Source organism: Gracilinema caldarium DSM 7334 (assembly GCF_000219725.1).
Classification (GTDB): domain Bacteria; phylum Spirochaetota; class Spirochaetia; order Treponematales; family Breznakiellaceae; genus Gracilinema; species Gracilinema caldarium.
The window spans coordinates 774,580-801,032 of sequence record NC_015732.1; the positions used below are offsets into that span (position 1 = coordinate 774,580).

A 26,453-nucleotide genomic window follows, 5' to 3' on the forward strand; every position below is an offset into this window, starting at 1 on the left:
GAAGGTGTTTAGTTCGCCTCCTGACAGCCCCTATTTGTGCAGTTTACGTTTCAGCCCTCACGAGCGTGAAATGGCACAGGCTCTGTAAAGGTCTCCTACAAACTCTTGTGGCAGAACCACCAGTCATAGCCTTCGTATTTCTTGAGCCGCTCCTCCGCATCCTTCATAGTCTTGGCAGGAGGAATAATGACCCGGTCTTTAATCAAGCTGTTATTCGGCCAGTCCGCGGGGACCGCAACGCCGTTTTTATCCGATACCTGGAGCGCCTTCGCTGCCCGGACAAATTCGCCGATATTCCGGCCGATTTCCTGGGGGTAGTACACCACAAGCCGTACCTTCCCGTTGGGGTCGACGATAAAGACCGCCCGAACCGTATTGGTCCCCTTTCCGGGATGGAGGAGCCCCAGTTTTTCCGCAATGGCATCATTCGCCGCCGCAATGGGGAAGGAAATGGAGACCCCGAGCTTTTCCTTAATCCACTCAGCCCATTTGATGTGACTGAATACCTGGTCTACAGACATACCGATGAGCTTGACCCCGAGCGCCTCAAACTCTTTAGCATGCTGTTCAAAGGCTACAAATTCGGTGGTACAGACGGGGGTAAAATCCGCAGGATGGCTGAAGAGCAGGAACCAGGATCCCTTAAGGTCCTGGGGTAGATGCAGTACGCCGTGGGTGGTTACCAGTTCCATTTCGGGAAAATCATCTCCCAAGAGGGGCATTGAAAATCCTTTTTCTTCCATAATAAGACTCCTTAGAATAATTATATTTGCGATCCTCCGCTTATAGCAGGGCCGCTTTCATGGTGTCTATTTATAAGCAATAACTGTGCCAAGTTTTCAGTTTTATCTAAATCAATATAATATAAATAGATATTTTATATTGATGAATATATCTTGCCGAAACACCGAATAATCGGTATTTTTAATACCATAATATCGGTGGAGGCAACGAATGGTCGGTGAATCTCTGGTGATGGACAGTTCCCGGGTTCTGGAAATTATCCTGCAGGCCTTACGGGAACTGGTTGAATACGAGCTCGCGGTTATCCTGAAATATGACGGCCAGGAGCACCTTCGGGTTATAAAAGCCCTGGGGCCCCTTTCCACGAGAGCCCTCAACAACTACACCATCTCCCTTGATGAACGGCCGGATCTTGCGGCGGTCATTACCCGAAAACGGGCCCATCTTTTTAGCCCCGATGAGCCCCATGTGGATACCTATGCGGATATTCTGGATCTGCCGGACCAGCATTCCTGTCTCGTTTCACCTTTAATGATCGAAGACGAACTGGTGGGTCTTTTAACGCTGGATCACCGGTCATGTAATCGCTTCAGTCCGGCTATTGTCCGCTTTGTGGAAACCCTTTCCAAACTCATGTCGATTGCTCTCATCCAGCTGGATATGTCCCGCGACCTGGCAGAACAGAACAGCCGGCTTTTACAGGAACGGAACCAGCTCCTGCTCTCTGAGTCCGATGTCTTTTCCCACCTGGTTGGGGAATCTACCGAATGGCAGCGGGTATTGGATTCAGTGAAGCTCGTGGCAAGCGCCACCGTGCCGGTCCTGCTCCAGGGTGAAACCGGTACCGGAAAGGAAGAAATTGCCCGGGCTATCCACCGGCTCTCTCCCCGCGCCAGGGGTCCCTTTGTACCGCTGAATTGCTCCGCCCTGACAGCCAGCCTCGCCGAAAGTGAACTCTTTGGTCATGAAAAGGGTGCCTTTACCGGCGCCCTGGCGCTTAAACGGGGCCGTTTTGAGCTCGCCCATGGGGGTACCCTTTTTCTCGATGAAATTGGAGACCTGCCCCTGGAACTCCAGCCCAAGTTACTGAGGGCCCTGCAGGAGGGGGTTTTTGAGCGGGTGGGCGGAGAAAAACCGGTCCAGGTAGATGTCCGTATTATTGCAGCGACCCATGTGGATTTACAACAAGCGGTAGCGGCCGGTACTTTCCGGGAAGACCTCTATTACCGTCTCGCAGTGTTCCCTATAGAACTGCCACCCCTGCAACTCCGGTCCGCAGATATCCTCCTCCTGGCCGATTATTTCCTGCGGAGAATCCGGGAGCGTTCAAACCGACAGGTCTTAAGCTTCAGTCCCGAAGCGTTAGATAAAATACAGCGGTATACCTGGCCGGGGAATGTGCGGGAGCTAAAAAATGTCATTGAACGGGCAAGCATCCTCGCGGTAGATGGCATCATCCGGCCGGAGCACATAACGGGCCTCAGAACCGAGGCGTTGGAGCCTGCTTCCCGATGCGAAGAGGCTGGCTCCCATGATGGTGAGGGCTCCGATGGCCGAAAGCGGTCCCTGAATGAGGCCATGGCAGACCATATCCGGCAGGCCCTTAAGGCCTGCGGGGGTAAAATCTATGGTTCCGACGGCGCCGCAGCCCTTTTGGGGCTTAAGCCCAGCACCCTCCAGAGCCGGATGAAAAAGCTAGGAATTAGGAAGTAGTTCTTCTATTTCCAGGGCGATGGCCAGTTCTTCGTTGGTGGGTATGACCAGGGCCGCTACGGTCGACCCGGCGGCGGAAATGAAACCTTCGCCCTGTACCTGGCGGTTCAGCACTTCATCAATCTGGAGACCCATCCAGGCAAGGTCTTTGCATACCCGGTAGCGCAGGTTTGCATCATGCTCGCCGATGCCGGCGGTGAATACGACGCCGTCTATGCCGTTCATCACCGCCGCAAAGGCGCCGATAAACTTTTTCAGGCTGTACACATAGTAGTCCCGGGCAAGACGGGCCCCCTGGTGCCCCTCCGCTTCGAGTCGTTCGAGCTCGGCCATGTCGGCGGACACCCCGCTGATTCCCAGGAGGCCGCTTTCCTTATAGAGCAGGTTGTATACGTCTCGGGGTGTTTTTCCCTTTTCCATGAGCAGGTCCAGTATGATCCCCGCATCAATATCGCCGCTCCGGCTTCCCATGGGCATCCCGGTGAAGGTGCCGTAGGTGGCGCTGGTGTCTACCGCCACGCCGCCCTGGACCGCGGTAACACTGCTGCCGCCACCGAGGTGGCAGGTTACGAGCCTGAGGTCCCGGATATCCCGGCCGAGAAGTGCCGCCGCCCGGCGGCTTACATAGCGGTGGCTTGCGCCGTGAAAGCCGAATTTCCGGTAACCGTAGGCTTCGATAACCTGAGCGGGCAGGGGAACCATGCGATTGACCAGTGGTTTAGATTGATGAAAGGCTGTGTCAAAAGATGCGAAGTGGGGTATTTCGGGGTGCAGAGCCTGGCTTGCGCGGATGCCTTCGAGCTGTATCGGGTTGTGGAGCGGCGCCAGGGAGGAACAGGCCTCTATATTCGCCAGGACCCCTTCATCAATCTGGACCGCCTTATCAAAAAAATTGCCCCCATGAACGACCCGGTGGCCCACCGCGGAAGGCTTCAGTTCCTGTGGCAGACTATTGAACATCCAAGCCAGAGCCTCCTGGTGGTTTGCATGGCCCAGGCTCATGGTGTGAGCGTTGGCTGTGCCGGGCTTGTTAAGATACAGGTAGGTGATCTTAGCTTCGCAGTCAGCCCGCCCCAGCCGGTCCACCGAGCCCTTCACCAGGGCTGACCGGTGTTCCGTATCGATGAGCTGAAACTTTATGGTTGTACTACCGCAGTTGATAACCAGAATGGGTTGAGCCATAGGACGCCTCCGGGGTGCAGGGTGGTTTGTGCTACTGTACACAAAAAACTGCCTATCTGACTACGCCTATCTCACTATGCCTCATTGACGAATTGTATATATGGTAATACTATTGTATATACAGAGGTGTAGTATGATTAGTATCAGAAACGCAGAGGTGGAACGTCTTGCCCGGGAGTTAGCCACTGCGGAGGGTAAGTCCATGACTGAAACGATATTGGAAGCACTACAGCGATTAAAAACCGAAGCCGCTGGTGAAGGGGAACGAAAAAAGGTGATACTCAAGGAAATTGCCCGGACCTGTGCTCTGGCTCCCGATCTGGATCTGCGCCAGCCGGAAAAAATACTTGGCTACGATGATATAGGTGTTTTTCATTATGGTAGTAGATAGCTCAGCAATCTTGGCAATTCTCCTGGGAGAATCCGATGCAGATCTCTATATCGATGCACTTTGTTCAGGTGAACGGCTCCTCATAAGTGCGGTGAACCATTTGGAAGTCGCAATCGTAATTGAAGCCCGAAAGGGTGCCATCGGTGGAGAGAGCTTACATAGTTTGATGACCCACTCCGGCATTGAGGTACTGCCCCTCGATGCAAGTCAGGCAGAAATTGCCCTTGCTGCATGGCGTACCTACGGGAAGGGCCGGCATCCTGCGGCCCTGAATCTGGGGGATTGCGCGGCCTATGCTCTAGCAAAAACGCTTAACCAGCCCTTGTTGTACAAGGGTGATGATTTTTCTAAAACCGATATCGTTGCCTGGAAGGAGCGATGAAAGGATATACGCTTTCCATTCTTCGGTACAACAACAAACTATCTTGGTTAGTATATAAAACTGTAAAACTACAGTGATTTGTTAAAGTTAGATAATAAAATATATATTATCGCTCTATAAAGGTCATTAAAAATATAAAAAAATTTGACAAATATAATTTTATAAGATAATATAATAATATAATTGATTAGTAACTATATTATTTTAATAGTTACTAAAACATAAGGGGGTAGATATGACATTTAGGTTAAAATCAATTACTTTTTGTTTCCTATTTTTGGGTGTTAGCCTATTATTTGCAACTCCAGAAAGTAAAAAGAAAACTACACTTTCCTTTTGGACTTTTCAGGAATTACATACCACATTTATGAAAGATGCTGTTGAATCATGGAATAATACTCATCCAAATGAGCAGATTGAACTTAAAATGGATGTTCTTCCATATGATGATTTACATAATAAATTGTTAATTTCATTACAGGCTGGGGTTGGTGCTCCAGATATAGTAGATATAGAAATAAGTAAATTTGCTAATTTTATCAAGAGTAAAAACCCGCCACTTGTTCCTCTAAACAAATATTTAAAAAATGATTTAGATAAAGTTATCATTGGACGAATGGATAGCTATAAAAAAGATGGGAACTATTATGGTATTGATTACCATGTAGGAGCTTCAGTTATTTACTATAATATTGAAATCCTTAATCAAGCAGGTGTTGATATCAATAAAATTGTAACATGGGACGATTTTTATTCAGCTGGTAAGCAAGTTTTATCGAGGACTGGAAAACCAATGTGTACAGTTGAATCGACTGAGCATTGGTCCTTTTATCCACTTATTGTTCAACAAGGTTCTGATTTCCTCGATAAAAATGGTAATGGCCAGCTAGATAATCCAATTAATGTGAAAACTCTAGAGTTTTTAAAGAAACTTGTTGATGAAGGGGTCGCGATTATTGCACCAGGAGGTTATCATCACAGTGAAGAGTATTGGTCATTCATGAATAATTCAGGTGCAGCCTCCGTTTGGATGCCACTATGGTATATGGGTCGTTTTACTTCATACATGCCAAAACTTTCTGGTAAAATCGCTGTTCGGCCTTTGCCTGTATGGACAAAAGGGGGTGCCCGTTCCGCTGGTATGGGTGGAACCGGTACAGCAATAACTAAGCAGTCAAAATATCAAGATCTTGCATGTCGTTTTCTTGTATACGCGAAGGCGTCAAAAGAGGGAAGTATAAAAACATGGACAATTCTAGGTTTTGACCCTATTCGGTGGGATGCTTGGTCAGATCCTGCTATGAAAGCAAAGAATCAATATACTGATTATTTTGGATCCAGTATATTTGATATGCTTTTATCTATTAAAGATGAAATAAAAGGAATCAATGTAAGTTCAAAATTTCCTCAAGCTGTAACACTAGTTCAAAAGAATGTGATGTTTAAAGTGCTTGGTGAAAAAAGTATGACTCCACAACAAGCTCTTTCTGAAGCAAACAAAATACTTAACAGTAAATAATGCTCTTTAACAGGGTGCTGTACGATATATAACAGCATCCTGTTATTTAGAATGGTTTTATGTTCATAAAATAGTATTGAGGTTAACATAAATCTTTAGGAAGATTTTATATGATTGTTACGGTAAAAAAATCTGTAAATCAGATAATTACAACAAAATACGCTCCTTATTTCTTTGTTGCACCTTTTATAATTAGTTTCTTAATATTTTTTTTATATCCGTTAATTTCAACAGTTATTATGAGTACTCAAGAAATACTTGGACCTGAAGATGTTACATTTATAGGTTTACAAAATTATAAGAACTTAGCAAATGAACAATTTCTTCGTGCAATAGAAAATAGTACTATATATACAATTTTGACTATTATTATTTTAATTCCTTTACCGCTAATACTTGCTATTTTAATTACTAATAAGCCAACAAAGGGTAGAACTTTTTTTAAGTCTGCTTATTTTTTACCAGCGTTAACATCTGTCGTTGTAGCAGGTATTTTCTTTCGTTTTGCGTTTAGTGCACAACATACCGCTCTAGTTAATAGTATCCTTATTAACATTGGTGCTAAGCCACATGACTGGTTGTTTAAACGATGGTCGACTATGCTTATACTTGTACTTTTTTGTACTTGGCGATGGCTCGGTGTAAATGTTATTTATTTTCTATCTGGACTTAGTGCAATCCCGCCTGAACAATACGAATCAGCGGATATAGATGGAGCAAGTAAGCTTCAAAAGCTCTTTTTTATTACAATTCCTAATCTCAAGCCAACTATTGTTTATGTTGTCACAATAAGCATATATGGTGGTTTTGCAATGTTCGCCGAAACATATACTATGTTTGGCACAGCGGCCTCACCAGGTGATATTGGACTTACTCTTGTTTCATATATATATCTTGAAGGTTTTAATTATGCAAACCTTGGAATGGGATCTGCAATTGGTGTTGCTTTGTTTGTAATTATTATGACGGTAAATATTATACAATTAATTTTTACTGGTACATTTAAAAAGAAGGGAGCTTAATATGCAAAAAGGTAGAAAAATCAGTTTTGTATCATATGTTATGTATATTTTTTTAATATTAATTGCTTTTTTTACACTTGCACCTTTTGTTTTTATGCTTCTATCATCACTTAGGCCTGGTAACTTGATGGTTCAAAATGGTTTAACAGTTGATTTTGATATTAAGAGTATGACACTAAATAATTTTAGAGCCTTATTAGAATATTCTGAAGGTTTATATTTCTTATGGTTTAAGAACAGTGTTTTTATTACTGTGTTGCAAACTGCTGGTTCGCTGATACTATGTTCAATGGTTGGTTATGGTCTTGCAATGTATGATTTTAAAGGAAGAACATTTATTTTTACTATTGTTCTTGTTGTTATGATGATCCCTATTGAAATTTTAATATTGCCTCTTTTTAAACTTGTCATTTCATTACATATAATAGATACATATGCTGGTGTTGTTTTACCTTTTGTCGTTTCACCTTTTGCAGTCTTTTTTTTCCGACAATATATATTAGGAATTCCAAAAGATCTTGTTGATGCTGGGCGGATTGATGGTTGTTCAGAATTTAGAATATTTTTCCAAATTATAATACCAGTAATTATTCCTGCTTTTGGTGCAATAGGAATTCTTCAAGCTATGGGAAGTTGGAATGCTTTTGTGTGGCCTCTTATTTCATTACGGTCCAATGAACACCTTACGATACCAATTGGGCTTATGTCGCTTCTTACACCATATGGGAATAACTATGATGTACTTTTAGCTGGTTCAGTTCTCTCAGTTGTTCCTGTTATAACAATTTTCTTATTAAACCAGAGGGCTTTTATTAACGGCTTAACTATTGGAAGTATAAAAGGATAATTAGATGAATAAAACTAAAATAACTTTAGAAAAAGACTTTGTTATAGCAAATGTGGACGACCGTTTATTTAGTTCGTTTATAGAGCATCTTGGTCGTGCTGTGTATTATGGGATCTATGAACCTGAACATCAAGAAGCTGATGAACAAGGTTTTCGAAAAGATGTAATAAGTCTGGTTCGTGAACTTGGAGTTAAAATGGTTCGTTATCCCGGCGGTAATTTCCTTTCAGGATATAATTGGACCGATGGAATCGGTCCTCGTGAAAATAGACCCGTTCGTCTTGATCTTGCATGGCGATCAATAGAACCAAATCAAGTCGGGATTGATGAATTTTATGACTGGGCAAAAAAAACTAATGTAGAAGTTATGGCTGCAGTTAACATGGGCACAGGCACACCTAAGGCTGCTGGTGAAATGTTGGAATACTGTAACTTTCCTGGAGGAACCTACTGGAGTGATCTAAGAAAGAAAAATGGTCATAGTGAACCATATGGTATTAAAACATGGTGTATCGGCAATGAAATGGATGGGCCATGGCAAATCTGTCATCTCGATGCTGTTGATTATGGGAAAAAGGCTCGAGAAACAGCTAAAATTATGAAATGGATTGATGATAAAATTGAACTTGTAGTTTGTGGTAGTGCAACAAATCTTTTGTCTACTTTTCCAGAATGGGACAGAGTGGTGCTTGAACATACTTATGAACATATAGATTATCTATCGTTACACCGTTATTATGAAAATTTAGGTAATGATATAAATTTTCTTGCATCTTTTGTTGATATGAATAATTTTATTAAGAGCGTGTATTCTACTGTTGAGTACGTAAAAAGTCTAAAAAGAAGTACAAAATCTGTTTATCTATCATTTGATGAATGGAATGTTTGGTATCAACAACAACAAACTCGCTATGATTGGGTAACAGCTCCACCTATTCTTGAAGATCAATACTCTTTATTAGATGCTTTGGTTTTTGCCGGAATGGGTATGACTCTTGTTAATAATGCAGATAAAGTTAAGATCGCTTGTCTTGCACAATTGGTTAATGTGATTGCACCAATCTTTACAAAGAATGGTGGTCCTGCTATAAGGCAAACGATTTTTTATCCTTTTCGTGATATCTCAATGTACGGACGTGGTCGAGTCTTGCAACCAGTTGTAGTAACTCCTTCGATAGAAACTTGCTATGGTGATGCACCTGTTGTTTATGTTTCAGCTGTTGAAAATATTGAGGGTAATATATCACTGTTTTGTTTAAATATTGGTAAATCTCCAGTTCATACAATTGAACTCAATCTGCGTTCGTTTGGAAAAATGGAAATGATATTTTGGAGTGTTTTAAAAGGAAAAGATTTAAATGTAAGAAATACATTTGAAAACCCAGATCAGATAAAGCCTATATTAAAACAAAACATTGATGGTGCTTTTGATACTTTTAAGCTTGATATTGAACCGCTATCCTGGAATGTTATTCGTTTTAAAAAAAGTAAACAATAATATATTATTAAAGGGGATTTTTAAATACTTCAGTTTTTAGAGATCCCCAGATTTATATATTGCTTTACAATAATCTAATTAGGGCCTACTGAAAATGTCTAAAAATGATATTTCAAAACTTTTTTACGTTAAAATGGGTTTAATTTAGTATACTAAAACTTTCAAATATGATTTATGAGGTTTAAAACCAAGTAAAAATAAAAAGCGCATAAAAAGATCCCTCAGGATTTTTTCACAGTTGGTCAGCAATACACATACCATAATTGCTGTTTCACTAGTTTCGCGTAATTTTTCATAGATTGTACCAAGACCAAACTTTCGTTTCATATATCCAAAGCCACCTTCAATCGCTTGTCGAATGGCTTCGTCAAGTCTTTGAATCTTTCGTAGCTGTCGTACTATCTTTTTATTCTCTAATGTTTCTTTAATCGGTCTGCCTAAGGGTGGTCCAGACAATCGTATTCCTCGAGCTTCACAATAGGCTCGGTTTGCTCGTGTCCGATATATTTTATCGGCATGCACCGATTCCGGATATCGACCACATCGCCTCTTATATTTTTCTATTTGTGTTGGCAAATCTTCTTGTTCGTTATAGGGTTCCCATTGTAATCGATCTATAAAAATCATCCCGTGTTCGGTCATCGATGCTGATAGTTTTGCTCCGAATTCAAAGGCCGCTTTTGCTTTACCTCGGGCTATTGGTCGTACATGGGGTTGACTGATACTGACGATTTTTCCCGATATCGAATGGGTCTTTCCCTTATACATCTGTACCTGTTGCCGGTAAACCTCATGTATCACGATAAGATCACGTCGCTGTTTTGCACTCAACGTTGTACTGGGAACCTTGTTTTGTAATTCATTGATAGTCCGTAAATTACGTCGTATGTATTGGAGTTGGGTCCGAATCGCTCTGCGTATTTCTTTTTTGTTCTTCGTCGCCCTCGTATAAAATTGAGATATTTGATACGGGCCTGTTTTCTATAGGTTCGTGGTTTTATGGTGAGCTCACTCGCTTCATATAACGTATCAATTATCTTTTCTGTTTTCCTTCGCGCTTCATCCAATAAAGTGACATCATGGGGATGCCGGATATCCTGGGGGACGCACGTGGCATCTATAATGAGTTGCCCTCGATTTCCATGATCATGGTCATCCTTTTGGTTTTCTTTGTTCTGTTTTTTTTCAGATTCTGCTTCTACCTGTTCTTGATACCGTTTCGCTATCAACTCATTTATCTGTGCTATTGCATCAGGTCCAAGCCGTTTTCGAAAATGAACCATCATGCTTGGATCAAAGGGTTTTTCATCTTTGTAAGATTCATATCCTAAAAAATATTGCAGGTAATGGTTCTCTCGTATTGTTTCTACCGTTTCTTCATCTGTTAATTGTAATTTCTCTTTTATCAATAATGATCCCAAGGCGAGCCGTACGGTCTTGGCTGTTCTTCCAATTCGTTTTGAAAAACATTTTTTATATTCAGCTTCTATCTCTTCCCATGGAATAATTGCGGCTAATCGTACCCATCGATTATCTTCTCGTAAATGTCCTCCGAAGGGTACATAAAAGTCTTCAAACTCAGGTACCTGTTCCTTTTCCTTATACATCGTTACCCCATAGTAAAGTGCACGCTTTTTAAGGCCTTACCCCTTTCTTCCGTGCACTTCTTATTGAGATTATCTCTGTATTTGCTTCTTTTGTAAAGAGTTGTTTGTTTTTCAGGAAGCCCTAATTATAATTCACAAAATATAGTACGTACCTTTATGTCTTGATTATAATTCCCAAATCCTTTGCCAAATAAAGTTAGCCCACCTATATTTTTAGCATCGTCTGGAACTGAAATGCGAAAGACAATTGGGCTAAATGAATCAATTGTTAACATATCAATATTCACATCGGATATTTTCCCTCCATCAATAAATGTCCCTTGCTTATTTATAGACAGTAATTTTAGCAAGCCATAGGAATTCCAATTAGGGTCCCACCAATCAGGTGTAAAAATACCATGTACATCCCCTCCAAAATCTCCGGGACTTGTCCAATAACCAAGCTCGATATTATTAATTGCAAAATGAATATCGCTTGGCCAGTTTGGACAGACTCCTGGTGCTTCAGAACTAATTTCAAACGATATTTGTAATTCTTGAATCATCTGGTTGTTTTTTAAATAGTTTGGAATTCTATATTCTATGAATCCTTTAGTGAACCAAAGAATTCCAGCATTTTTTATTTCTGGTGCATCGAAATATCTAGGCTCATCGACTTCACCAATAAGTTCATTTATGGTAGCAATCCCACAGGTTGGATAGACTTTATAACGAGTAAAATTACCTATTGGTATTTCTATTTCATACATACAACTTTTATCTATGTTTGTTAAAATATCTATTAAAAACTTATGCTCTTTTAATATACATATTTTTTGAGAACCACGTTTTCCTGAAGTGTAAATAAATTCAATTAGATCTGCATCAAAAAGTGGTTTCATATGTTGAGTTATCGCACCATTGGAAAGGCCGATCTGAGATGCTATCTCATTAAGATTAATTCTTTTCTTTTCAGCTATTAATTTTAATATCTGTATGCGTACTGGTGAAATAAGTGCTTTACACAGGTTAATAATATCTTCTGTTGAGTTTATTTCTTTCATATCTAATTATTATAGCAAAATCTATATATTTTTGTAAATAACTAAAGTATATGAGTTTTAATATAGATCTGTACGGTGAGCCCAGCTGTCAAGACCTTTGGTTTAAAAAATAAGGTGGATAGGAGTAAGGGGGGGCTAGGCAGATAAAGCCTCCTTTATTGGTTGCGTATGGTTAAATGCCTGATGATAGATTTAATCTGGGGTAGCATAGTCCAACGATTGATGATACCGTTTACTGTTGTAAAAGGTTACATAGGTTTCTAAGCCCTCCTTCAGTTCTGTCATAGTCTGATAGTCTTTGATATATATGTCTTCGTACTTGATAGTACGCCAGACCCGTTCCATGTAGATATTGTCCAAGGCTCTGTTTTTGTTATCCATGCTGATACGAATGCCGTAGGATTCAAGGACTGAAATACATGCATCGCTGGTAAACTGACTACCCTGATCAGTATTGAAGATGGCAGGGGTTCCCCATTGGGAAATTGCTGCTTCAAGGGCTGTTACACAAAACTCCGTATCCATCGTATTTGATACTTTCCAGGACAATATCTTACGAGAATACAGGTCAAGTATGACCACGAGATAGACAAAACCCTTACCATGCTTAAGGTAGGTACTATCCGTTGCCCAAACCTGGTTAGGCACCCACAGTTTGGAGCCTGCCAATTTGCTTATACAGCTCATCCTGCTTCTGCTCCAGTTCATGCTGCTTGGTATCCTTCCCTGTCTTTTCAAAGAGCAGTTCAGCTCCTTCAAGAAGCTGTTTCTTCCTTACAGAGCTTATATACTGTATGATTGTTTGTAGAGTTCTATATAGTTTATTATTTCTATAGTTTAGAGAAAATGTAACCTTATCAGTATATTAACAAATCAGGATGGAATTTTGTTAATTATTAAGATTTTAAAATTTATTGAATATATTTTCACTTTAGTAATTTAATAATGGCTTATTAGATTAGTAGCTAGTATCTCAAGGTTAAAATGATGGAGGAAACCAATGCAATTTACCATACGAACAGATCGAGAAGCCCAGCTTATCAACATTACTGATATGGTAGCCCGTGCGGTGGAGGAGAGCGGGGTAGAACAGGGTGTAACCGTGGTCTTTGTGCCCCATACCACGGCGGGGGTGACCATAAACGAAAACGCCGACCCCGATGTGGTCCATGATCTCCTCTTAGGACTGGACCGGGCGTTCCCGAAGAGCCCCGCCTACCGGCACGGCGAGGGGAATTCCCACGCCCACCTTAAGGCTTCGGCTATGGGGTCCTCGGTAACGGTAATGGTTGAGGCGGGGCGGCTTAAGCTGGGCACCTGGCAGGGGATCTACTTCTGCGAGTTCGACGGCCCCCGCCAGCGCCAGGTTTATGTGCAGGTGCTGGCCGCCTGAACAGCTACCTGATAAAGTTGGTGCGGATTTTTGCTTCCGCCTCCGGTTCGGCGATGGCGGGACTGCTCTGTTGCTTCATCTTAAGAAGCCAGGCCATGTTTCTGCCCAGGGTACGCAGGGTCTGGAGGCCCTCAGCGTCCTGGAGGGCCTCGGCCGGCGCCGCCCCGTGGATAACGTTCCAATAGTTCCCTGTGGGGATAAGCAGTTCCGCATAGAGCAGGTACGCGTTAAGCTGCTGGAATGCGGCGGTGCCCCCGGAACGACGGACTGCTACCAGGGCGGCGCCGGCCTTGTGCCGGAAGAGCCCGCCATTGGCCGAAGCCACATAAAAGGCCCGGTCGAGGAAGCTCTTCATCGTACCGGCGATGCCGGAAAAATGAACCGGAGAGCCGAGGATGATGCCGTCGGCGGCTTTCATCAACTGAATAATATCATTCACTTCATCGTCGATGATGCAGCGCTCGTTTTTCAGTTTACCGCAGGTGCCGCAGGCGAGGCAGCCCCGGATGGCTTTGTCCCCTACCTGAACTATGCTGACCTCGATACCTTCCTTTTCCAGCTCCGCCTCTACGGTTTTGAGGGCCTGGTAGGTGTTTCCTTCTTTTCGGGGACTGCCGTTAATCGCGATGACCTTCATTTGAGAAGTCCCTCCAGTTCCTTCACGAGCCGGGCAAAGGTATCACAGGCCGCCTGGATGGGTTCGGGGCGGGACATATCCACCCCGGCCATTTTGAGGGATTCGATGGGGAAACGGGAACCGCCAGATTTCAGGAAGGTAAAGTAATCTTCCCGTTCCTGCTTGCCCCCAGACAGGACCCGTTCTGCCAGCGCGAGAGATGCGGAGATGCCGGTAGCGTACTTGTACACATAAAAGGCTCCATAGAAGTGGGGAATCCTGAGGCCTTCCAGGTCACTTTCATCTTCAAACACCATGGCGGGGCCGAAATATTTGGTGAGGAGGGTGCGGTATTCCGAGCGGAGTACATCAACCGTAAGGGGAGTGCCCCCTTCTTCCAGAGCATGGACCCGGTGCTCAAACTCGGCGAACATGGTCTGCCGGAACAGGGTTGCCAGGATATCATCGACCCGTTTGTTCACCAGGTATGCCTTGAGTTCCCGGCTGTCGGCGGTTTTCATGAGGTGGCGGAAGAGGAGTTCCTCGTTAAAGGTGCTGGCTACCTCGGCTTCGAAGATGGTGTAGCCGTAGTGCATAAAGGGGTTGTTCCGGGCGGAGTACCAGGAGTGCATGGAGTGCCCCCCTTCATGGGCCAAGGTAAAGACGTCCCGGATCACATCTTCCTTGTAGTTCATCAAGATATAGGGGTCCCCCGTATAACTGCCGGCGGAAAAGGCGCCGGAACGTTTGCCCTTGTTTTCATAGCGGTCTGCCCAGCGGCCGAGGAGCCCTGAGCGCAGGGTCTGTACATACTCGTCTCCCAGGGGCGAGAGGGCCTGGGAAATCATGTCCACCGCTTCGTTCCAGGTGGTGTGCTTTTTAGCGCTTTGTACGATGGGAACATAGACATCGTAGTGCCGCAGTTCCGGGAGTCCCAGAGCCTTTTTTCGCAGTTCATAGTAGCGGTGCAGGGTAGGCAGGTTGGCATTGATGGTAGCGATCAGGTTGTCGTAGACCGATTCATCCACATTGTCGGGGAAGAGGGCCATGGCCCGGGCTGATGAAAAGCCCCTGATCCGGGCTTTAATTACATCCTGTTTTACCGAACCGCCGTAGAGGGCTGCCAGGGTGGTCTTATGGGCATCGAATTGTTTGTAAAAGGCCTTATAAGCCCGCTGGCGCAGGTCTCGGTCGCTTTTTTCCATAAATGAGGACCAGGTCGATTGGGAAAGGGGCCGTTTTCCCTCCGGTGTGTCGATGGTGCCGAAATCGATATCCACGTTGGTAAGCACCGAAAAGGCATCCCGGGGGACCGATTCACCCTCCGCATGGAGGGCTAAGAGGCGTTCTTCCTTGTCGCTTAAAATGTAGGGTTTCCAGCGGAGGAGTTTCTGCAGGTAAATGCGGTATTCCGCCAGCCGTTCATTTTTTAAGAAGGATTGGATTGATGAGTCGGGAATGGCCTGTATTTCCGGTACTGCCCAGGATGCGGCGGCCTGGGCGCGGGCCTGGGCCATGGCAAAGCGGCCGGTCATGGTGCGGGCTTCGCTGGCTCCTTCATCCTCGGTCTGCCTGAGTTCGCAGTAATAGGCAAGCCGTTCTTCCAGCATGCCCATTTCTTTATAAAAGTCGAGCCAGTCTGCCAGGGTGTCGGCGGAACGGCCCAGGGTACCCCGGTAGGATTCGATTTTTTCTATCATCTTTTCATAGACCGCCAGTCCGTCGTTCCAGGCTGAATCGGAAGGATAGAGTTTGGAAAGGTCCCAGGTGTATTCTACGGGGACCGCCGAACGGGGCGGGATGGTGCTTGTGTCCATGTGCTGCTCCTAGGGTAATGTATAGCGAAATTGGCCTATAAAGTCCAGACTGACTGAGTTGTCAATAAGATCAGCCAAGTTCTGCGGATCTGTCCAACGGGTATTTTTATCAATATTTAATATTCCTTTATCATTCTATTAACAGAAACGCTGTACAGTCCCCTTCATCTTATAGAATTGGAGGAAGATATGAAACGTAGAGCCTTCGTCCCCGCTCTGTTGGGGAGCCTGTTCGTGCTGTTGGTTGCAGGAAACCTGTATGCGGGCGGTGCAAAGGATGCAGCTGCTACAAGCAGTACGGTAGCACAGAAACAGAAAGCGGTTAAGTATGTATTCTTCTTTGTGGGTGATGGTCTTGCGATGCCTCAGATTAGTGCCACCGAGGCGTATGCCAATGCCCTTGCATCCAAGGATGTGAATGTTAAGCGGCTTGGGTTCTCCCAGTTCCCCGTAACAGGGCTCTGCACTACCTATGATGCGGGTTCGCTCATCACCGATTCAGCCTCTGCGGGCACTGCCTTTGCTTCAGGCAACAAGACCCTCAATGGGGTCATCAATATGGATGTGTCTAAAACCAAGACCTATAAAACCATAGCTGAGTATGCTAAGGAACGTGGAAAAAAGGTCGGGGTTGTTTCATCCGTATCTATCGACCATGCGACCCCTGCATCCATGTATGCTAAGGTACCGTCCCGGAACAACTACTATGATATAGCAGTGCAGCTTACCGAAAGCGGCTTTGATTATTTTGGCGGCGGCAGTTTTCTACAGCCCACCGGCAAAAACAAGGATAAACCCAGTGTGTACGATCTGGCAAAGGCAAAGGGCTATACGGTTGCCGATTCGGTCGCAGCAATTCAGGGACTCAAAGCTGGTGCAGGAAAGGTTATTGCCATCAACCCCAACCTGCAGGATTCTTCCGCTATGAAATATGACATCGATCGGGAAGCGGGTGAACTTGCACTGGTCGACTTTGTTCGTAAGGGAATAGAGCTTCTGCAGGATGGACCTGAGGGCTTCTTCCTTTTTGTGGAGGGTGGCAAGATTGACTGGGCCTGCCATGCCAACGATGCAGCCTCTGCGATAAAGGATACCCTTGCCTTCGATAGGGCGGTGGCAGAAGCGGTTGCCTTTGCGGAAAAGCACCCAGAAGAGACTCTCATTCTGGTTACCGGTGACCATGAAACGGGCGGTATGGCCATTGGTTTTGCCGGTACCCAGTATGAAACCTTCTTTGATAAAATTGCACCCCAGAAGATGTCCTATGTAGCTTTTAACGATAAGGTCCTAACGCCTTACAAGAAAGCAACGCCCAAGGAGAAGGCCAAACTTGAGGATCTTGCTCCTGCTATTAAAGACGCCTTTGGTATTGAACTGGCGAGCCTTAATCAGCTCCAGAAGGAACAGGTAGAACGGGCCTTTAAGCGAACCATGGGGAATGAAGTGGAACGCTCTATAAAGGAAGAAGAATATCTTCTGTACGGTGGCTACGAACCCTTAACAGTTAAGCTGACCCAGATTCTAAACCAGATGGCTGGTATCGGCTGGACCAGCTATTCCCATACCGGAGTTCCGGTGCCCGTATTTGCGAAGGGAATATATCAGGATGTGTTCTCTTCCTACTACGATAATACGGACCTCTTTAAGAAGCTCGCCATGGCTATGGGAGTGACCGAGAGAGTTCAGTGAGTAGAGGGCTGACTCCCCACTCCCGGAACATGTAAAAAATATGCGGGACTGTCTGTTGCTGCAGGCAGTCCCATCGTTTTTGTATAAGAGGAGATGATATGACCAAAAAAGCACTTTTTATGGGGGATCGGAAACGGGACATTATATTTGCCCTTATCATTCTTATGGTGAGTATTCTCGTATTGTTTATTCCGACGGGTTTTACTTCCCCATACCCGGAGGGATCGAGCCATTGGGCAAAGGCAAAGATCCTGAATACCGATAATAGTACGGTTAAAACTATCGGGCCAACGAAACATGGGGCTCAGCAGCTGGAACTTGAACTGCTCAGTGGTCCTTTTAAAGGCCGCCATTTCTCTGCCTCTAACCTGCTTCTCGGGAAAAAGGAACTAGATAAGTTTTTCAGTCCCGGAAATCTCGCCTTTGTTGTGGTGGACCTTACCGAGGATCGGACCGATGTGGCCTATGTCAATGTGATTGACCACTATAGGCTTGATGCAACGATCCTGTTGTTTGTCGCTTTTATGGTTGTTCTTATTGGCTTTGCAGGCTGGATTGGCTTTAAGGCCCTCATTTCCTTTATCTGTTCCGCAGCCCTGATTATAAAAATTCTCTTACCCCTCATGCTTCATGGCTGGAACCCTGTGGTATTGACCCTGGGTATTGTGAGCCTTTTAACCTTTGTCATTATATTTCTTGTAGCGGGTTTTACGAGAAAGGGAATGGTTGCTTTTGCTGGCTCCATGGGAGGAGTTCTCGCTACCACATTGCTTTCTATTTTGTTCACCAATTTGTTTAAAATACATGGGGCAGTGCGGCCCTTTGCAGAAAATCTACTTTATATGGGCTTTGATTATATTTCCCTTCCCCAGCTCTTTATGGCTGGTATTTTCCTTGCCTCAAGCGGTGCTGTCATGGATCTTTCCATGGATATTTCTGCCGCCCTTGCGGAGCTTGTCCATAAACACCCCCATATATCCCGCAGGGATCTCATCCGCTCGGGGTTCAATGTGGGCCGCCATGTGGTGGGAACCATGACCACCACCCTGCTGCTGGCCTATACCGGCGGTTATACCGCCCTCATGATGACCTTTATTGCCCAGGGAGTTCCCATGGCAAATATTATCAATATGATCTATGTGTCCGCTGAGCTGATTTATACCATGGTAGGCAGTTTTGGGCTTATCCTTGTAGCGCCCATTACAGCAATTGTTGGGGGATATTTGTATACTTGTCCAATTAAAAATAAGATTTGACAAGTAAAAGTACCTATGGTAATTTGTAATTACAGTAACGCGCGTAACTGTCTGGAAATGTATAACCCTATTCATTATGAGGAGGTTAGGATGAAACGGTTTGGTTTAGTACTGCTTGTTGTGCTATGTATTGTGGCTGTGATGTCATGTGGCGGTAAACAGAATACTGCTGCGAAAGGGAAAATAACTGTGTGGTGCTGGGATCCCAATTTTAATGGGTATTCCATGCAGAAAGCTGCAGAGGTATATAAAAAAATAAATCCTGATGTAACAATAGAAGTTGTTGATATCCCTGAGAATATAGAGGGCAAAATTGAAGCTGGACTGCAAGCAGGTGGGGCAGGACTCCCAGATATAGCCTTATTCCAAGATTATGTTATAGAACGTTTTATTCAAAATTACCCTGGTGCTTTTGTTGATTTAAAGGCTGAAGGAATCGACTATACGAAATTTGCACAATATAAACTTGGGCCTATGACTGATGGAAACAAGGTATATGGAATTCCCTTTGATACTGGTAGTACGGGATTTTTTATTCGTGCAGATATGTTGCAAGCTGCAGGGTTAAATCCTGATGATTATAAGAAAAACTTAACATGGTCAGAACTTATTGATCTTGGTATAAAAATAAAAGCAAAAATTGGGAAGCCTCTTATTGCTTATGATACAACGAGCTTTGATTTCTTAAGAATTATGGTACAGTCAACTGGTACTCAATTCTTTAATCCTGATGGATCAGTTAATTTAACATCTCAAGCGATGGTAAAATCTATAGAGATTTTAAAAGCTCTTAATGATAAGGGTTTACTCTATATGACAGAAGGTTGGAACAACTGGCTTGCAGCTTTTAATGGAGGCGATGCTGCAGGTATGTTAACTGCTATTTGGATAATTGGTACGTTAAAATCACAACCACAAAATTCAGGGAAGTGGATGGTTATTCCAACTCCACTGGTTGAAGGTGTGCCAGGTGCCCAGAATGCCTCAAATAATGGTGGTTCAAGTTGGTATGTTTTTAGTAAAGCACCAAATAAGGCTGCTGCTATCGACTTTATGAAAAAAACATGGGCTAGTGATTCTCAAGATGCTTTAGAATTTTATAACACGATACTTAAAGGTGCTGGTGCAATGGGGACTTTTTTACCATCACGGGTTGGATCTAACTATACTGCACCGGATGATTTTTTCTATAATAAACAGGCCGTTTATAAAGATTTTGCAGAATGGATGGAAAAAGTACCTAGCTTAAAATACACGCCTAATTATGTTGCTATGCGAACAGCAGTAAATAATGCGCTTAATAAAATGTTTAATGCTCAATTAAAAGATCCAGAAGCTGTTATTAAAGCCGCAATTGATGAATATCAGCAAGCAACTGGAAATAAATAATAAATAGTATAGAGTCCGGAGAATATGGGAACATTTTCTCCGGATAGTTTTTAAACGGGTATTAGTTTCCTTGAAAAGGAGTTGCTGGTGGAACAGAAGGGTCGTTACCATCGATATTTAAATAGGGTTGGCTGGTTATACGTTACACCGGCTACATTATTATACATCTTATTTATGTTATATCCTGTTATCTATTCTCTTTTCATGGTTACACAGAAATGGCGTGGTTTTAATCGTCAATTTGTTGGATTTGGTAATTTTATAAGAATGGTACAGGATAGTATCTTTTGGAAAGCACTTAGTCATAATTTTCTATTTATGGTAATTCAAGTGCCAATAATGATTCTATTAGCGTTAATCCTAGCTACAATTCTAAATAGTGAAATAAAAAGGTTTAAAGGTGTTTTTCGAACAATCTATTTCTTACCCTGTGTAACATCGCTTGTAGCCTATTCTGTTATATTTAGAATATTATTACAATCTAACGGTATTTTAAATAATTTGTTACAGGATATTCATCTGATTAATGAACCTATCGGCTGGCTGAGTAATGGTTTTTGGGCAAAGATTACAATAATGATTGCATTAACCTGGAGATGGACGGGTTACAATATGGTATTCTTTTTAGTTGGTTTACAAAATATTGATTCAGAAATATACGAAGCCGCTGAAGTAGATGGAGCTGGTAAAATAAAGCAATTTTTTTCCATTACACTACCATTATTAGTTCCTGTTATTCTTTTTTCTTTAATTACCTCTACTAATGGTACTATGCAGTTATTTGATGAGCCTAATATATTAACATGGGGTGGCGGACCCTCTAATGAAACTATGACCGTTGCATTATATATCTATAACCAGGCATTTGTTCTTAATTCAGATTTAGGATATGCGGCTACTCTTTCCTATGTTATGGTATTTATTGCCGCAGTATTGGCATTTATACAGCTGCGATTGTTAGGAGACAAGGAAAAATGAAAAGATTGCCAAATATAACTATTTCCTATTATATAATTAGAGTGTTTGTATTAGCAGGTGCAATTATAAGTATTTTTCCTTTTATATGGATGTTTATAGGTACTACGCAAAATCCAAATGATGTTGTCCGTGGAGTATTAATACCTGGAAAAGAGTTTGCATTAAATTGGAAGAAAATTAATGCTACATATTCTGTATTACAATTTTTTATGAATTCTTTAATTATTGCATCTTTAACTGTAATTTTTGGTCTAGCTGTAAATAGTCTCGCGGCTTTTGGTTTTGAAAAATATAAATCAAAGAATCGGGAATTAATATTTAATATCTTTCTCATATCTATGATTGTTCCCCAAATGGCAATAGTAATTCCCTTGTTTCGACAAATGGCCTTTTTAGGTTTATTAAATACTCATACTGCAATTGTGCTTCCCTCTATTGCTTCTGTATTTATTATTTTCTTTTTTAGGCAAAATTTTAAAATGTTTCCTTCAGAAATAATGGAAGCTGCCAGAGTTGATGGTTCCACTGAGTTAGGAATATTTTTAACTATTGTGTTTCCATCAATGAAAGCAACCTTTGCTTCTGCTGGAATATATATATTTCTTTCACAATGGAATTCATATTTATGGCCATTGATGACAATATTAACGGATGTTAAAAAAACGTTACCAATTGCTATGTCATCGGTAATGCGTGCATATACTATTGAATATGGTGGTCTTATGATTCTCGTTTGTATCTCCATACTACCAATATTGGTCTTATTTTTAACTATGCAACGACAGTTTGTTGCAGGGTTACTTGGATCTTTAAAATAGTATATAATAATATTGATGATAACTCGAGATGATGTGGCTAAATATGCGGGGGTTTCCCCCGCAACCGTATCAAATGTATTGAATGGTTCGAAGTTTGTTAGTGCTGAACTGGTAAATAGGGTAGAACAAGCAATTAGTGAATTAGGATATATTCCTAATAGAGCTGCAAAAAGTCTTGCCTCAAAAAAAACTGACCATGTAGGAATATTAGTCCCTACATTAAGTAATCCTTATTATGGCACTATTGCAGAGGGGATGGAATCTATTGCCCGTCATCATGGTTATATTGTGTCCTTAATAATGGCAGAAGGATCAACGGATCAATATATATCTAGAATAATTGAACGACAACTTGATGGTGTGTTCTTGTCTGATTTTAATTTTGGTCTCACAAATAAGCAGCTATTGCATATGAAAAATAAGGGAGTTCATTTTATTATTGGTGGTGATTCTTCTCGATCCGATAGTACTAGTGCCACATTATCTGGTCCTCGTATTACAGTAAATTATGAGAATTCAATCTATGAAATGTTATTATATTTAAAAAGATTAGGACATAAACGCATCGCATTCTTGAGTGGAAATGACCCCTTAATTACAGAGGCTCGTCAGACGTTAATCTTAAAATGGAGTCATGAATTAGGGTTTGATAATGATCCAAATTTAGTAGTTTCTGGAACACCCCCATATATGACACTTGCAGAAGATGGATATAGAGATACAAAACGGTTGCTCTCTGGTAGAAAAGATTTTACTGCTATTATTACACTGAATGATCTCATGGCTTTTGGGGCAATGAAAGCAATACGTGAAGCAGGCTTACATATCCCTAATGATATTTCCGTAATAGGATTTGATAATATTTATTTATCAGAAACTGCCTGTCCACCATTGACCACTATTCATATTCCAAAATACGAAATTGGTCAAATTGCAATGCAATTGTTATTAAAAATGATTGATGGTGAAGATGTTCAAAGTATCAAACTTGAGTCAAGTTTCATTATGAGAGATTCAGTCGCACCTGCAAAAAAGATTGATAAACTGACTAACTAGCAATGGCCTTCCAGAGAAAAAGGCAAAAATCTGGAAGGCCCTCTTTTTTAATTGTTTTGTTTCTTCACAAGGAGCAAAGAAACAGTTATTATGATTCCTGAATTGAAAAACAGGACTCAATTACAAATAGTTTTATTCCTTCTTGAGGAAACTTATGTTTTATTTCTATCATTAGTTTTTGAACTTGAGGAAGAAGTTGATCATCTATGTAAGAAATAAGCAAAAAATTTTCTTCCGGCCATGTTCCGTTACCTAATCGTCGACGTTCTTTCGTGATACCATGAACAACTGGAATCACTGTATATGCAAATCCATCTATTGCTTGTTCGAGACGAGATGCAATAGCATCTTGTACCGATTGATTCGCTATAATTTCTATCCTTTTCATTTCGAGGACTCCTTATTTTTTTTTGTGTGGCGATTTTGATTAAAATATGAATAAATAACAGGTATAATGAATAATGTTATAAAGGTACTGGATGAAAGACCGCCGATTACGGTCAGTCCAATTGGTTGAATCATCTGAGAACTTTCACTGGGAAAGAATGCCATAGGGATAAGTCCGAGTATAGTTGTCAGGGTTGTCATAAGCACTGGTCTAAGACGAGATGTACCACCCTGTATACAGGCTTCAATGAGAGGTGTTCCTCGTCGAACCAAAAGGTTAGTATAGTCTACAAGAATTATTCCATTGTTTACTACAATGCCAGCAAGCATTACAAGTCCCATCGCAGTAAACATAGAAAGTGGTTGTCCTGTTAGTACATATATTAAAACAACTCCAATAATCGCAAGGGGAATAGTAAAAAGATTAATAAAAGGATCTTTAAAGGATTCATATTGACCAGCCATGACCCCAAAAACAAGGAGGATAGCCATGGTTAAGATGAGTACCAACACTGATCCCTGTTTCTGTAAATTTTGCCAGGACCCTTCAAAATTGATCGTAACGCCATCGGGAATAATCATTTTTGAATTAATTACCTGCTGGATCTTCTGTTCTACCTTATCTGCTCGTTCACCACTGGTGATATTAGCAGTAATATGGATAACCCGTGTCTGATTTTCTCGAATAATACTTACTGGTCCATAACCTTTTTCGAGGGTAGCAAAATTAGCAAGGGGTACACGGCCTTTCGATCCTTGTACATAAATACGTTCAAGATCTGGCATACGGGCTCTATCGGATTCTTGTAATCGAACGACAACATTGTATTCGTTTCCATCCTTTTGATAAACTGTTGCAGTAGTTCCATCTACACAGGCTTCTATTTCCTTTGCTGCAGCCTGTACCGAGATACCAAAAGAATAGGCCCGTTCTCTGTCAATGACAACTTCTACCTGAGGAAGTCCTTCAGTTAAATCCATCGTAGGTTCAGAGATATCCGGTACCTCACTTTTTAGAATTTCTATCATTTCTTTTGCGACTTGAATGCCTGTTTTAAGGTCCATCACACGAAGTGCAATATCGATATCCATTCCGCCTTGCATTTGCTGTGCTCTGCCTGCAGAAAAGGAAAAAGAAACATTAGGAAATTCTGAGAAATGATGACGCAGTTTCGCTTTAACCATATCTGAACTATCTTTCTGAGTATTAGTTGTATCTAACTGAATATTGAGTGATCCGCTATAACTTGAAGCACTACCAAAACCGCCACCACTTCCTACATTAGTAATTACACTTTTAATACCTTGTAGTTCTTTTTGTGCATAGGATTCCATCTGGCGCATAACACGTTCTGTTTCCTGAAGCGTTGTTCCAACTGGCAATGTAGCGCGAAGAGTTACAGAATCATCTCCAAAACGGGGCATAAAGGATATATTCATTCTCGGCAACACCGCAAAACTAATTCCCAAAAAACCAACAACAATTAGTATTACTGTTGGTCTGTGATGCATAGCTAATGTTAGTGCTTTGCGATACCCTTGCACAAGGCTATTCAAAGCTCGTTCAAGGATAGAATCAAGAAAAATTAAGAATTGGTTGTGTAATGGTTGTTCTTTTCGAGTTGAAAGTACTAGATATTTGCTTGCTAAAACTGGAACAAGAAATATAGCAACAAAAAGGCTGGAAAGAAGGGCGATAAAAATGGTGAAAATAGTATCCTGAAATAGTTGGCCAATCATTTCAAGTTTGTTTTTAAAGAAAATAAGCGGGATAAATACACAGATCGTAGTAATATTTGATGAAATAACAGCCGCTATCATTTCATGGCTTCCGAGAATTGCAGCCACATCTGGTTTTGTTCCTCGTTCTCGATATTGATAGATATTTTCTATCATGACGATGGAAGCATCTACAATCATTCCAACTCCTAGTATAAGTCCTGTTAAGGTCATCATATTGAGGGTAATACCAGCAAGTTTCATTGCAAGCAGTGTTATCAACATAGAGAGGGGAATAGAGATGCCAATAATAATGGTGCTTTTTATACTGCGGAGGAATAGAAATAAAATGGCCATAGCAAGGATGGCTCCCTGTAATGCAGAACTGATAAGATCATTAATTGTTGACCTAATGGTCTGGGTGTCATCGGAAATAATGTCTAGGGATATATCAGCGGGAAGTATTTTTTTAATTTCTTCAATCTTTTTATAAACCCCATCAGCTGCGGTTACTGTATTGGTACCACTTTGCTTTTGAATTGAAATATAAACTCCCGGTGTACCATTAATATACACGAGGGAGGTAAGATCTTCATACCCCTCTGTTATTGTACCTAGATCAGAGAGTTTTACTCCATAACCATTCTTAATGGTAATAAGTGTATTGGCTATTTCTTCGAGATTCTTATATTCACCTGTAGTACGGACTAAGTATTCTTTTGTACCTTCAGAAATAGAACCTCCACCAAGTTCGACATTTTGAGTTGCTAAAGCAGCTGCAACACTGGTAACGGTAAGGTCGTAAGCATCTAACCTATTCTGAGAAAGTTCAACCTTAACGATTTTATCTCGTCCGCCTTGTACATTTGCTTGGGCAACTCCATTTACTTGTTCAAGTCGTGGTTGAATATAAGATTCAGCGTAGGCTTTTAATTGTTCTGCACTCCGATTCCCTCGTACTGCAATACGCATAATTGGCATAGAATTAGGATCAAACTTAAAAATTTGAGGAGTACTTGCATCATCAGGTAAAGCATTTTTTACCCTATCAAGCTTATCTCGAATTTCATTCACCGCTGCATCAAGATTAGTGCCATAATCAAATTCAAGTTCAATACGGCTGGAACCTTCTGATGATGTAGAGGTCATCTGTTTTAGACCACTTAAATTAGTAAGTACCCCTTCTAAAACTCGAGTCACCGATTTTTCTACTGTTTCAGGTCCAGCACCAGAATAGGTTGTAGAAACAAATAACATCGGCATAGAGGTTTCTGGAAAGAGTTCTATGGCAAGATCTGTTAGTGTATAGATCCCTACAATTGATAGCAGTGCAAATACAATAACAACCAATACCGGTCGTGATACTACCTGTTTAGAAATACTCATG

22 protein-coding genes and 1 pseudogene are annotated in these 26,453 nt (G+C 42.0%); 14 read left to right on the forward strand and 9 right to left on the reverse strand.

The genetic code is table 11. From position 1 onward, the window contains the following. Nucleotides 1–95 precede the first annotated feature (95 nt). On the reverse strand, nucleotides 96–743 hold the full coding sequence (locus SPICA_RS03570; RefSeq protein WP_013968174.1) for a peroxiredoxin: 648 nt from the start codon (nucleotides 741–743) through the stop codon (nucleotides 96–98). A gap of 211 nt (nucleotides 744–954) precedes the next feature. On the opposite strand from SPICA_RS03570, the gene SPICA_RS03575 reads away from it, so the two are divergent. After that, nucleotides 955–2,457, forward strand: a complete 1,503-nt coding sequence (locus SPICA_RS03575; RefSeq protein WP_013968175.1) for a sigma-54-dependent Fis family transcriptional regulator — start codon at nucleotides 955–957, stop codon at nucleotides 2,455–2,457. Here SPICA_RS03575 and SPICA_RS03580 read toward each other — a convergent pair. Next, entirely contained in the window at nucleotides 2,440–3,639 is a 1,200-nt protein-coding gene (locus SPICA_RS03580; protein ID WP_013968176.1) for an acetate/propionate family kinase, read from the reverse strand. The two genes, SPICA_RS03575 and SPICA_RS03580, sit on opposite strands and share 18 nt — an antisense overlap. Nucleotides 3,640–3,772: 133 nt before the next feature. Here SPICA_RS03580 and SPICA_RS03585 point away from each other — a divergent pair, with 133 nt between their 5' ends. From SPICA_RS03585 to arfA, 6 genes are all read left to right on the forward strand, one after another. Continuing rightward, entirely contained in the window at nucleotides 3,773–4,030 is a 258-nt protein-coding gene (locus SPICA_RS03585) for a type II toxin-antitoxin system VapB family antitoxin (RefSeq protein WP_013968177.1), read from the forward strand. Continuing rightward, the gene (locus tag SPICA_RS03590) at nucleotides 4,017–4,412 is read left to right on the forward strand and encodes a type II toxin-antitoxin system VapC family toxin (RefSeq protein WP_013968178.1); all 396 of its coding nucleotides are present in this window, start codon (nucleotides 4,017–4,019) and stop codon (nucleotides 4,410–4,412) included. Before SPICA_RS03585 ends, SPICA_RS03590 begins: the two co-directional genes overlap by 14 nt. 235 nt (nucleotides 4,413–4,647) lie before the next feature. After that, nucleotides 4,648–5,931, forward strand: coding sequence for an ABC transporter substrate-binding protein (locus SPICA_RS03595; RefSeq protein WP_013968179.1), 1,284 nt, complete (start codon nucleotides 4,648–4,650; stop codon nucleotides 5,929–5,931). 110 nt (nucleotides 5,932–6,041) lie between these two features. Next, nucleotides 6,042–6,953: a carbohydrate ABC transporter permease gene (locus SPICA_RS03600; RefSeq protein ID WP_013968180.1), complete on the forward strand. Its 912-nt coding sequence runs from the start codon at nucleotides 6,042–6,044 to the stop codon at nucleotides 6,951–6,953. Between the two features lies 1 nt (nucleotide 6,954). Continuing rightward, entirely contained in the window at nucleotides 6,955–7,800 is an 846-nt protein-coding gene (locus SPICA_RS03605) for a carbohydrate ABC transporter permease (RefSeq protein WP_013968181.1), read from the forward strand. A 4-nt stretch (nucleotides 7,801–7,804) separates the two neighbouring features. Then, nucleotides 7,805–9,298, forward strand: coding sequence for an arabinosylfuranosidase ArfA (arfA, locus tag SPICA_RS03610; RefSeq protein ID WP_013968182.1), 1,494 nt, complete (start codon nucleotides 7,805–7,807; stop codon nucleotides 9,296–9,298). A gap of 144 nt (nucleotides 9,299–9,442) precedes the next feature. Here arfA and SPICA_RS15230 read toward each other — a convergent pair. From SPICA_RS15230 to SPICA_RS03630, 3 genes and pseudogenes are all read right to left on the reverse strand, one after another. After that, a pseudogene (locus tag SPICA_RS15230) lies at nucleotides 9,443–10,905 on the reverse strand (IS5 family transposase). 125 nt (nucleotides 10,906–11,030) lie between these two features. Beyond that, nucleotides 11,031–11,948, reverse strand: a complete 918-nt coding sequence (locus SPICA_RS03625; RefSeq protein WP_013968183.1) for an ArsR/SmtB family transcription factor — start codon at nucleotides 11,946–11,948, stop codon at nucleotides 11,031–11,033. 192 nt (nucleotides 11,949–12,140) lie between these two features. Beyond that, nucleotides 12,141–12,656 (reverse strand): IS3 family transposase, encoded by a 516-nt coding sequence (locus SPICA_RS03630; protein ID WP_083819853.1) that lies wholly within the window; start codon nucleotides 12,654–12,656, stop codon nucleotides 12,141–12,143. 292 nt (nucleotides 12,657–12,948) lie between these two features. Here SPICA_RS03630 and SPICA_RS03635 point away from each other — a divergent pair, with 292 nt between their 5' ends. Further along, nucleotides 12,949–13,341 carry a secondary thiamine-phosphate synthase enzyme YjbQ gene (locus tag SPICA_RS03635; protein ID WP_013968185.1) on the forward strand — a complete coding sequence of 131 codons (393 nt, stop codon included), beginning with the start codon at nucleotides 12,949–12,951 and terminating at the stop codon, nucleotides 13,339–13,341. Between the two features lie 4 nt (nucleotides 13,342–13,345). On the opposite strand, the gene SPICA_RS03640 is transcribed toward SPICA_RS03635, so the two are convergent. Together SPICA_RS03640 and pepF are read right to left on the reverse strand one after the other, a co-directional pair. After that, on the reverse strand, nucleotides 13,346–13,978 hold the full coding sequence (locus tag SPICA_RS03640) for a flavodoxin family protein (RefSeq protein WP_013968186.1): 633 nt from the start codon (nucleotides 13,976–13,978) through the stop codon (nucleotides 13,346–13,348). Beyond that, nucleotides 13,975–15,774, reverse strand: coding sequence for an oligoendopeptidase F (gene pepF, locus SPICA_RS03645; RefSeq protein ID WP_013968187.1), 1,800 nt, complete (start codon nucleotides 15,772–15,774; stop codon nucleotides 13,975–13,977). The genes SPICA_RS03640 and pepF overlap by 4 nt, the downstream gene beginning before the upstream one ends. Before the next feature lie 189 nt (nucleotides 15,775–15,963). Here pepF and SPICA_RS03650 point away from each other — a divergent pair, with 189 nt between their 5' ends. The 6 genes from SPICA_RS03650 to SPICA_RS03675 all read left to right on the forward strand — a co-directional run bounded on the left by SPICA_RS03650 (nucleotide 15,964) and on the right by SPICA_RS03675 (nucleotide 22,960). Next, nucleotides 15,964–17,463, forward strand: coding sequence for an alkaline phosphatase (locus SPICA_RS03650; protein ID WP_013968188.1), 1,500 nt, complete (start codon nucleotides 15,964–15,966; stop codon nucleotides 17,461–17,463). A gap of 98 nt (nucleotides 17,464–17,561) precedes the next feature. Continuing rightward, nucleotides 17,562–18,719, forward strand: a complete 1,158-nt coding sequence (locus SPICA_RS03655; RefSeq protein WP_013968189.1) for a YibE/F family protein — start codon at nucleotides 17,562–17,564, stop codon at nucleotides 18,717–18,719. 90 nt (nucleotides 18,720–18,809) lie between these two features. After that, nucleotides 18,810–20,108, forward strand: a complete 1,299-nt coding sequence (locus SPICA_RS03660) for an ABC transporter substrate-binding protein (protein WP_013968190.1) — start codon at nucleotides 18,810–18,812, stop codon at nucleotides 20,106–20,108. A 204-nt stretch (nucleotides 20,109–20,312) separates the two neighbouring features. Further along, complete coding sequence (locus tag SPICA_RS03665) at nucleotides 20,313–21,086, forward strand: carbohydrate ABC transporter permease (protein ID WP_237255915.1); 774 nt, start codon at nucleotides 20,313–20,315, stop codon at nucleotides 21,084–21,086. Next, the gene (locus tag SPICA_RS03670; protein WP_013968192.1) at nucleotides 21,083–21,904 is read left to right on the forward strand and encodes a carbohydrate ABC transporter permease; all 822 of its coding nucleotides are present in this window, start codon (nucleotides 21,083–21,085) and stop codon (nucleotides 21,902–21,904) included. The genes SPICA_RS03665 and SPICA_RS03670 overlap by 4 nt, the downstream gene beginning before the upstream one ends. Nucleotides 21,905–21,919: 15 nt before the next feature. After that, nucleotides 21,920–22,960 carry a LacI family DNA-binding transcriptional regulator gene (locus SPICA_RS03675; protein ID WP_013968193.1) on the forward strand — a complete coding sequence of 347 codons (1,041 nt, stop codon included), beginning with the start codon at nucleotides 21,920–21,922 and terminating at the stop codon, nucleotides 22,958–22,960. Nucleotides 22,961–23,048: 88 nt separating this feature from the next. Here SPICA_RS03675 and SPICA_RS03680 read toward each other — a convergent pair whose 3' ends face one another. Then, nucleotides 23,049–23,348: a PG0541 family transporter-associated protein gene (locus SPICA_RS03680; protein WP_013968194.1), complete on the reverse strand. Its 300-nt coding sequence runs from the start codon at nucleotides 23,346–23,348 to the stop codon at nucleotides 23,049–23,051. Continuing rightward, the gene (locus tag SPICA_RS03685) at nucleotides 23,345–26,452 is read right to left on the reverse strand and encodes an efflux RND transporter permease subunit (RefSeq protein WP_013968195.1); all 3,108 of its coding nucleotides are present in this window, start codon (nucleotides 26,450–26,452) and stop codon (nucleotides 23,345–23,347) included. The genes SPICA_RS03680 and SPICA_RS03685 overlap by 4 nt, the downstream gene beginning before the upstream one ends. Between the last annotated feature and the right edge of the window lies 1 nt (nucleotide 26,453).